7 protein-coding genes and 2 pseudogenes are annotated in these 9,259 nt (G+C 42.6%); 6 read left to right on the forward strand and 3 right to left on the reverse strand.

Annotated elements, in window-relative coordinates:
- The first annotated feature begins 63 nt into the window (after positions 1-63).
- The 5 genes from B3Q63_RS07895 to radA all read left to right on the forward strand — a co-directional run bounded on the left by B3Q63_RS07895 (position 64) and on the right by radA (position 4,637).
- On the forward strand, positions 64-630 hold the full coding sequence (locus tag B3Q63_RS07895) for a KdsC family phosphatase (protein ID WP_296175547.1): 567 nt from the start codon (positions 64-66) through the stop codon (positions 628-630).
- The gene (gene lptC / locus B3Q63_RS07900) at positions 627-1,211 is read left to right on the forward strand and encodes an LPS export ABC transporter periplasmic protein LptC (RefSeq protein WP_201565264.1); all 585 of its coding nucleotides are present in this window, start codon (positions 627-629) and stop codon (positions 1,209-1,211) included. Before B3Q63_RS07895 ends, lptC begins: the two co-directional genes overlap by 4 nt.
- Before the next feature lie 239 nt (positions 1,212-1,450).
- Positions 1,451-1,939: a lipopolysaccharide transport periplasmic protein LptA gene (lptA, locus tag B3Q63_RS07905; RefSeq protein WP_183619124.1), complete on the forward strand. Its 489-nt coding sequence runs from the start codon at positions 1,451-1,453 to the stop codon at positions 1,937-1,939.
- Positions 1,940-2,189: 250 nt separating this feature from the next.
- Complete coding sequence (lptB, locus tag B3Q63_RS07910; RefSeq protein WP_201565290.1) at positions 2,190-2,900, forward strand: LPS export ABC transporter ATP-binding protein; 711 nt, start codon at positions 2,190-2,192, stop codon at positions 2,898-2,900.
- 297 nt (positions 2,901-3,197) lie between these two features.
- Entirely contained in the window at positions 3,198-4,637 is a 1,440-nt protein-coding gene (gene radA, locus B3Q63_RS07915) for a DNA repair protein RadA (RefSeq protein ID WP_201565265.1), read from the forward strand.
- A 167-nt stretch (positions 4,638-4,804) separates the two neighbouring features.
- Here radA and B3Q63_RS13095 read toward each other — a convergent pair.
- A pseudogene (locus B3Q63_RS13095) lies at positions 4,805-5,152 on the reverse strand (septal ring lytic transglycosylase RlpA family protein); the annotation flags it as partial.
- 1,255 nt (positions 5,153-6,407) lie between these two features.
- A complete protein-coding gene (gene rodA, locus B3Q63_RS07925; protein WP_201565291.1) occupies positions 6,408-7,550 on the reverse strand; it encodes a rod shape-determining protein RodA in 1,143 nt (380 codons plus the stop codon).
- A 294-nt stretch (positions 7,551-7,844) separates the two neighbouring features.
- Here rodA and B3Q63_RS07930 point away from each other — a divergent pair, with 294 nt between their 5' ends.
- Positions 7,845-8,834, forward strand: coding sequence for a D-Ala-D-Ala carboxypeptidase family metallohydrolase (locus B3Q63_RS07930; RefSeq protein ID WP_201625155.1), 990 nt, complete (start codon positions 7,845-7,847; stop codon positions 8,832-8,834).
- Between the two features lie 172 nt (positions 8,835-9,006).
- On the opposite strand, the pseudogene B3Q63_RS07935 reads toward B3Q63_RS07930, so the two are convergent.
- Positions 9,007-9,259 (reverse strand): annotated as a pseudogene (locus B3Q63_RS07935) (insulinase family protein); the annotation flags it as partial.

The raw sequence follows: 9,259 nt of genomic DNA on the forward strand, positions 1-9,259 counted from the left end.
TGTATTAATAAGTATTATATTAATAATTGCTATATTAAAAAAGCCTTTAATAAGAGAGCACTGATGCAAGACTTAATTAAAAAAGCCGGACAAGTGAAGTTATTGGTCATGGATGTTGATGGTATTTTGTCAAACGGTCAAATTATTTATGATGCCAATGGTATTGAAACCAAGGCTTTTTCAGTACAAGATGGCGTGGGCGTTAAGTCGTTGGCACGTTATGGTATTTTAACCGCCATTATTACCGGTCGTAGCAGCCCTATGGTAGATAAGCGCGCTGCTGAGATGGGTGTCAATCACATTGTCCAAGGCCGTGATGATAAGCTGATTGCTCTAAACGAACTATTAGCCACGCTTGATCCTGCGCTCAATATCACCGCTGCCGATTGTGCGTATATGGGTGATGATTTACCCGATATTAAAGCGATGCAAACCGTTGGTTTTGCTGCAACTGTTCCAAACGCGCATGCAGAAGTCATAAAACGTAGCCATATGGTGACCACGCGCGCAGGCGGCACCGGCGCTGTACGTGAAATATGTGATCTGATTTTAAAGGGTCATGGCCACTATCAAGACTTTATTGCGTCTTATACGCTTGATGAAGCCAAAACTCAGGATAACTTGTCGTGAATACTCGTGTTTTAATCGTTCTTGCGTTGATTCTCGCTGTGATTGCTGGCTGGTTCTTTAAGCAGCAAGGAGAAATTACACCACCGGTCAGTATCGAAGCGACGGATGTTGATTATGAAGCCACCGATATCAAGGCGGTGCAGACCAATGAGAAAGGTGAAACTGAGTACGAGCTGAGTGCTGAATCATTGACCCACAATCCTGTGACCAATAAGGATGAGATGAAAGGCATCACGATGAATTGGGAGCCTTCAGATGAGCAGCGCTATCGTATTGAAGCGGGCAGTGCCGCTATCAGTCAGCAGACGGGTGAAATGAGCTTATCAGGCGGTTTCTCCTTGGTCAGCGAAGGTAAAGCTGGTGCTTCTGATGTTGAACCTATTAAAGTGACGGGTACTACATTAAAAGGCAATACCAAGTCAGGTCAAGTTTATAGTGATGAGCCAGTCAAAGTCGAGCAAGGTATGAATCGCTTTGAGGCCTCTAGCATGACTGCCAATCTTGAAACTGGTGATTATGAATTTGGCAAGGTTGCGGTTGCCTTTACGCCAGCGAAACGCCAAGACAAAGCCTTGTTTTAATAGCGACTTAAGCTTTAAATTAATATCAGTTGCCGCTTTAATATTGTCCTAATCACCCAATTATTTTAGCCTCTATACTGATATTAGATGCATATTAACAGCAGCACCTAGCAGGAAGTTTGCAAGCTCTACTACCCATAATGACACGAGTAAATTTTATGAAATCCACTTTTTTGCCTACTTTACGCTTGCTATCGACGCGCTCTATTCAAGTATCAAACGGATTACGTGCGCTGCCGATGGTGATGCTGTTAGCCTTGCCGTTATATAGCCATGCCTTACCATCAGATGCCAATCAAGAAATCAAATTATTGGCCGATAAAGCCACTTATAGCGAACGCACAGGAATTACCAGCTATTCGGGTACGGTAGTGATTACGCAAGGGACGTTCAAGATGACCGCTGATAATATTACGGTCAATTTATCACAGGGTCGCAGTATCAATTCGGCCGTCGCAACCGGTCGTCCAGCCACCATGCAGCAGGTGGTTACACAAGAAAAAGGCTTGGCAAAAGGTCAGGCCAATAAAATCGACTATAACGCGGTCACAGGTATCGTTACGCTTACGGGTAATGCAAAACTGGTACAAAATGGCGCAAGCTTTGCCGGTAATGTCATTCGTTATAGCTTAAAAGCGGGCGATGTAGAAGCAACCGCTGGTGGCAATCAACGCGTAGAGTTGGTTTTCCCGCCTAATAACAGCACCAATCAAAGCAGCATACGCTAAGTAATTAAACCGATTAACATGTTAAATGACAATTGATTAGATGGCTAATATTGCTCAATGAATTAAAATCTTTAAACCTATAAGCCGTCCATGTTTAAGCCAATTGTATTAGCGCTTGAGTGTTGCAACTTTACAAGTAAGTGATGAGTAAGTTATGAGTGATATTAAAAATAATGTTGTTAATAGCAATGAGCTTAATAATGACTCTGTAGCGTCAGCTAATAGCTCTGAACCTGTCGCTCGTTTAACGATGCAAAATTTAGGTAAGCGCTATGGTAAACGCTGGGTGGTGAAAGATGTGTCATTCTCTGTTGAACAAGGGCAAGTCGTCGGATTACTAGGGCCAAATGGTGCAGGAAAAACCACCAGCTTTTATATGGTAGTGGGACTGGTCAACATGGATAAGGGCCGTGTGACCTTAGGAAAAATGGATTTATCCAAATATGCCATGCATGAGCGCGCCCGCGCCGGTATTGGTTATTTGCCGCAAGAAGCGTCTATTTTCCGTAAATTATCGATTGAAGACAATATCTTAGCTATTCTACAAACTCGTAAAGAATTGAGTGCCTCTGAGCAGCGCCAAGAGCTTGAAAAACTCATCGGCGAGTTCCATTTAGAACATGTGCGCAAGTCACTCGGCATGAGTGTCTCAGGTGGTGAGCGCCGTCGCTGTGAGATTGCGCGCGCTTTGGCTGCTGATCCTAAATTTATCCTATTGGATGAGCCCTTTGCCGGTGTCGACCCTATCTCTGTAGGGGATATTAAAGACGTTATTTTAACCCTAAAAAATCGTGGTATTGGGGTTTTAATTACTGACCATAATGTACGTGATACTTTAGCGATTTGCGAAAAAGCCTATATCGTTTCAGAAGGCGCTATTATTGCTGAAGGGACGTCGAGCGAAGTATTAGAAAATGAATTGGTGAAGTCAGTTTATCTTGGTAAAGATTTTCAGGTATAAAATAATCTTACGGCTTAGCCGATATACTTTCTTTAAAACCTCATCTGTATTTTTAGCCAGATATTTCGTTATTAGGCAGACCTTCAACGGATATTTGGTGATTGCTTTTTTATAAGAGCAATCTTTGTCAGTACATTCTTTGCAAGCACAGTCCTCTATAAATTACCGCCTGATTCTACAGGCTGATATATCATCTCTAACACTCTTATATTAAAGCTTTTACAGAGCTTCATAAATTCTATCTATTATTCTTTATTTATTACTTTCGATTGACCAGCTGAATAAGGTTCATACGTTATGGCAAAAAATAAAAGTAGCTATGTCTGCCAAGGCTGCGGTGCACATTTTGGTAAATGGTCGGGACAGTGCTCTGATTGCGGCGAATGGAACAGCTTAGTTGAAGCCCCAAATGTCAGCATGCCTCATCATAACAAAAGCACTGCTAAACCAGCAGCAAATCGTGCAACACCTCGCTCATCGGGTGGAGCACCAACCGGGAACTATTCCGGCACACATAGTGCGGTCATGCCACTCAATGCCGTAAGCGTAGGTTTGGATACGCGTTTACCAACCGGTATCAGTGAGTTTGATCGGGTATTAGGTGGCGGATTGGTGGCCGGTTCTGTCGTTTTGATAGGTGGTGACCCAGGTATCGGTAAATCGACGATTTTGCTGCAAACCGCGACTAATATGGCAAAGGCTGATTCATTGGCGGGTAGTGCTCTGTATGTGACGGGTGAGGAATCATTGGCGCAGGTAGCTATGCGTGCCAAGCGTTTAGATTTGCCTGCTGATAGGTTGCGTGTACTTGCTGAAACCAATGTAGAGACTATTTGCGCGGCATTAACCCAAGAGCAGCCTGCGATTGCTATTATTGACTCGATTCAGACCATTTATACCGATGCAATCAATTCGGCCCCGGGCGGCGTCAGTCAGATTCGAGAGTCGGCGGCTATTTTGACTCGTTATGCCAAGCAAACCGGTACGGCATTATTTTTAGTGGGGCATGTGACCAAAGAAGGAACGCTGGCAGGTCCGCGTGTGCTTGAGCATATGGTTGATACGGTTTTATATTTTGAAGGTCAGTCTGACTCGCGTTTTCGTATGATACGCGCGGTGAAAAACCGTTTTGGCGCGGTCAATGAGTTAGGGATTTTTGGCATGACCGATATGGGGCTAAAAGAAGTCGCCAATCCGTCAGCGATATTTTTAAGCCGTTATGACAAGCCTGTGGCTGGTTCTGTAGTCATGGTGAGTCGTGAAGGTACCAGACCGCTACTAGTGGAAGTACAAGCCTTGGTTGATGATTCACAAGGTTCACCTAGACGCATGGCATTAGGACTAGATTTTCAACGACTATCGATGTTGCTAGCGGTCATGCATCGCCATGGCGGTATCCATACTAGCGGACAAGACGTCTATGTCAACGTCGTCGGCGGTGTGAAAGTGATAGAAACAGGGTCTGATTTGGCAGTGCTCTTAGCTTGTGCCTCTAGTATCAAAGAAAAGCCTTTGCCGTCATCACTGGCTGTTTTTGGTGAAGTCGGCTTATCAGGTGAAATTCGCCCTGTACCTAATGGTCAAGAACGCTTAAAAGAAGCAATGAAGCACGGCTTTAAACATGCGATTATTCCTAAAGCCAATGCGCCTGCTAAAGATGCGCCGCAGTTCAAAGGTATTAATGTGATTGCAGTAGAACGCTTAGATGATGCGATTGAAAGGGCGTTTGAGCTATAAGGTTTTAATAGCAAACCCTTTTATATTCATAATTAAAATTTACACAACAAAAAAGCGCCTAACTTTGAATGAGTTAGGCGCTTTTTATTTGAAGCTAAAAGTATGGTTTTTCTATAATACGAAACCGTTAAGGGCTTAAAACGCTATTGTTCTAAGACGTTAATGGTTTAAGAGGATGGGCCTGAAACACGTTCAATAGCCACGTTACCCACACCTTTACCAGTAATACCAAGTTGCTTGGCCGCACCATAAGACAAATCTAACACACGGTTACCATGGAATGGACCACGATCATTGACTTTTACCACAACGCTTTTACCATTGTTTTTATTGGTCACTTTAACGTAGCAGTTCAGTGGTAGCGAACGGTGCGCAGCGGTTAGGCCATTCATATCAAAAGTCTCACCGCTAGCGGTTTTGCGACCATGAAACTGACGACCATACCAAGAGGCTAAGCCGGTTTGCTTGAATTTGCTCACAGAGTTAGAGGCGACTGCTGTTAGGCGCTCTAGTACATCTTCGTCTTTAGATACTTGTGCGGTGTCACTGGCCAACAGTGAGCTGCTCAGTGCCAATGAAGTAGGTTGGCGGGCAGACTTAACTAAGCTTGATGCGCCGTCGTGCTGACGACTAAGTTCACCGAGTACACGGTCAATATGGGAGGCGTTATCTTGCGAGATCATTGCAAGGGAGGTTTTTGATTCTACCGCATTTGCATTAGAAGCGACTGCAGAGCCAGCAAATAAAACCGCTGACATTGTAAGTAAACCAGATAAACGCTTATTCATAAGTACCTCTATAACTTATACATCAAAACTTAACACTAAAAACCTCTTAGATGGAGCGAGGCAGGGTTAGACCAATCTAACCCTGCCGCAAACCCTAAAACCGAGATCAATCACCTTTCTCATAATGACTGACGTTACCGCCCGGCTTCAATAAATTTTAATATATGGTAATTTTTATTTCATCATCATAAGTGAGTAGGCGTTTATGATTTAGGGACAAATCACCAAACTTAACTTATGACACGCTCAAATGATAGTTAACAATATGAATTAAATAACGCATCAACCACTAAAATGGGATACTGCTATTCGATAACCAAACTTTCACACAATGCTAAATTAATAAAGAGTTTAAAGTGTATTACGTATTACTTTGTTATTAAACCGTTAATTAAGTAGTAACTTTGAAAGTCTGAAATCTACAAGTTGCTAACTATACGGAGGAGCTACAACGACAATATAATTGAATGATAAGTTTGTTAGTATCTATGTACGGGTTATGTATCATATCTACCATAAAACGAGGTTAACGCAATTTTTTGTAAAAAACAAGGAATAAAACCTCTCAGTATGAGTGGACTAATAGTGGGTTCTTATAGGGGTGTAGTTGGTAGGTTTTTGGTATTATTTATAAGAATAACAGTGACTTATGATTATTAATAAGTGCGTGATGTTAGGGTTTTTATGACAATCTATGTAGAATTGATTACAAATAAAATTAGGTTAAAACAACAAGTGTCCGCCTAATTTTGCAAATTCTGTGTTGATATCGAATAAAGGCTGAATGAATGCTGATGGCAAATTCTTCCTAAATTTGCCCACCGATTTGCTGCCTAATGACTTTTTAAATGACTAAGTTGGATGCTTAATAGCGTGTTTTTATCGTTATTTCAACCAAGGCTAAAACGGCCATTAAGCATAAAAATTGCTATACATAATTCACTTTGTAAGTTGCTTTATTTGCAAGCTGCTTAAAAAAGCATTAGTCAGATTTATGGGTATGGATTGACATCAATAAGCCGAAACCCGCCATCAAGGTAACGATAGCTGTACCGCCATAACTAATAAAAGGCAAAGGCACACCGACAACCGGCAAAATGCCGCCGACCATACCGACATTGACGAAGACATAGACAAAAAAGGACATAGCAATCGCGCCTGCCAATAATCGACTATAGGTATCAGGATGGCTGAACGCAATATATAAGGCACGAGTCAGCACACAGGCATAAATAGACATGAGTAATATCACGCCAAGCAGGCCAAATTCTTCAGAAAAGGCGGCAATGATAAAGTCAGTATGACCTTCTGGTAAAAAATGTAGATGAGACTGGGTGCCTTCTAGATAGCCTTTGCCAGTGAGGCCGCCTGCACCAATAGCGGTCTTGGATTGAATGATATTCCAGCCAGCTCCTTGTACATCAGCCTCAGGATTAAATAAGGTTAGGACGCGCGTACGTTGGTAATCATGTAATAAAAAGTTCCAAGCGAAGGCGACCAAAGGCACCGCCAAAGCCGCTGCACTCGCAATCAATCGCCACGAAAGCCCTGCCAAAAACAACACAAAAATGCCACTGGCCGCGACCAATAATGAAGTACCAAGGTCAGGTTCTTTAGCGATTAACAATACCGGCACTACGATTAACGCCAAAGTGATGGCAATGCTGGATAGTGAGGGCGGCAAGTCACGTTTGGATAAAAACCACGCACACATCATCGGCATGCCAAGTTTCATAAACTCTGAAGGCTGCACACTGCCAAATCCCGGTAAGTTAATCCAGCGCTGCGCACCCATGCGCACCTCGCCAATGATATCAACCAGTACCAATAATATCAGCCCTAACACATAAAATATGGGGGTAAAGGTGCGATAGAGGCTAGGCGGTATCTGCGCCATGATAAACATCACCGTAAAGGCAACGCCATAGCTGACCATTTGGCGTATGACCATGTCGCTATCTTGGCCGGATGCGCTGTATAAAATTGTCAAACCAATACAGCAAACCGTTAATAGCAGTAAGGTTAGCCACGGGTCAATATGAGTACGTTGCCATAGTGTCGGCGCATGACCTTGACCTAGATGATGGCTCTGACGTGAAAAACGGTATTGCGGGTTAGAAGACATAGGCAAAATGTGACTGGCAGTTGGTGTGAAAGAAAAGTCAGGTTTGACGGATAATAGCTCATCAATTAAGCAATTAAGCAACTAATCACTAAGCAAGCGGCGATTATAAGGCGTTCATTTAACCAGATAATAGCGAATAACGTAACTTACTGGTAATAAAGTAACGTCAATATGAACATTATAAGGATAAGTGTTAATAACGAATAGGTGACCGCTGATTCGCTGCGATAGTTTAGCCTGCTTGCTTAAAATTTGATAGTATCGATAAAACGTTTTTAGCGGTAGTTTCTAATAATGATAAAGACAAAAAAATCTGTTTATAGGCAAATATATAAGCCTGTTATTGCCCTATGTATTTGTGCCAGCAGTGTCTCGGCTTCTGCCGCTATTATAAGTGATAATAGTGAGCGCCGTATCCAAATCCGCCATGGCAGTAGCGCTACTGATAGCACTTCTAACGCCTATATCACGCCTGCTAGAAATTATGGCAGTCAAAGCAATAGTTATAGTGGCGGCGCGACAATATTAAGCGAGGGCAGGAGTGGGTCAAATAGCTTAGGCGGCGATAGTATGCAAGGGCTCATTCAGCAAAAACAGCGCGAATTTAATTTTGATAGTGGTTTGTCGATAGAAGAGAGCAAACGCGTCATTACCAATAAAGTTACGCCACGTTATAACACCACTTATAACACTGGTAATAATAACTTCGGAAATAGTAATTATAACGATTTTACCAGTATGGACTTTAATACTTGGCTAAATAGTAATAGCTACCGCGCCGGACAAGTGGCCAATTATCAGCGCTATTTAAGCTCACGAGTGGGGGCACAAAACGTCCCGCCCTTATCACAGCTGCTAACGACTGCTCGTAGTTGGGATAAATGCGGCTATGAGCCTTATCAGCTACCGCCGCAGGAGCTATGGGTGAATATTGTGCCGACCTTGCAGCTTTATAGTCAGCTCAAAAACCAAGGTATCTTGCCTGCCAATACCGAGATACGTTCAGTCTATCGCAGTCCTGGGTTAAATGGCTGTGCAGGCGGGGCAAACGCCAGTAAGCACATGACCGCAGGCGCGATGGATATTTGGGTGCCAGAATATGAAAGTAGCCCATGGCAGCTGAGTCGTATGCAAGACAGCTTATGTGAGTTTTGGCAATATCAGGGCCAATCGCACAACTTTGGCCTAGGATTATACTCTACTGGTGCGATTCATTTAGATACTGATGGTTATCGTAAATGGGGCTTTAATCATGCCAGTAGTAGCTCTGCTTGCCGCTATTAAATAGTATATTTTTAAAAACTATATCGTGAATTAAAGAAGCTCAGCCAGTAATATTTACTGGCTGAGCTTCTTTATCGAGTTTATTTTTTATAGATAATTGATTATCAATAAAGGTATATCAATGCTCAATCGATATTCTTAAACGCCTATAAAAAACATGCTATCAGGCTTATTATTTTTTCTTAGACGTCTTCTCATCCCAAGGGTTCACCTCACCAACGGTAACGATTAAAAAGTCGTCAGGTTTTAAGGTGTCGCGCAGGGTTTGGTTAACCTCTGACAGTTTGACCTGTTCGATACGACTGACATAATTGGTCAGATAACTGTTGGGTAGCTGATAAAAATTCATCATGCCAAGTAGACTATTGATTCCTGCGTTACTGGCGAAACCCATCGGAAAACTGTTTTTTAAATTATCCGTGGTC

It is taken from the genome of Psychrobacter sp. UBA2769 (assembly GCF_002352555.1).
Taxonomy (GTDB): Bacteria; Pseudomonadota; Gammaproteobacteria; order Pseudomonadales; family Moraxellaceae; genus Psychrobacter; species Psychrobacter maritimus.

Excerpts from the sequence above, each read along its gene's own strand:
- B3Q63_RS07895 (WP_296175547.1), top strand. The coding sequence starts at position 64 with ATGCAAGACTTAATTAAAAAAGCCGGACAAGTGAAGTTATTGGTCATG.
- rodA (WP_201565291.1), bottom strand. The coding sequence starts at position 7,550 with ATGTCTTCTAACCCGCAATACCGTTTTTCACGTCAGAGCCATCATCTA.
- B3Q63_RS07930 (WP_201625155.1), top strand. The coding sequence starts at position 7,845 with ATGATAAAGACAAAAAAATCTGTTTATAGGCAAATATATAAGCCTGTT.
- lptB (WP_201565290.1), top strand. The coding sequence starts at position 2,190 with ATGCAAAATTTAGGTAAGCGCTATGGTAAACGCTGGGTGGTGAAAGAT.
- lptA (WP_183619124.1), top strand. The coding sequence starts at position 1,451 with ATGGTGATGCTGTTAGCCTTGCCGTTATATAGCCATGCCTTACCATCA.
- radA (WP_201565265.1), top strand. The coding sequence starts at position 3,198 with ATGGCAAAAAATAAAAGTAGCTATGTCTGCCAAGGCTGCGGTGCACAT.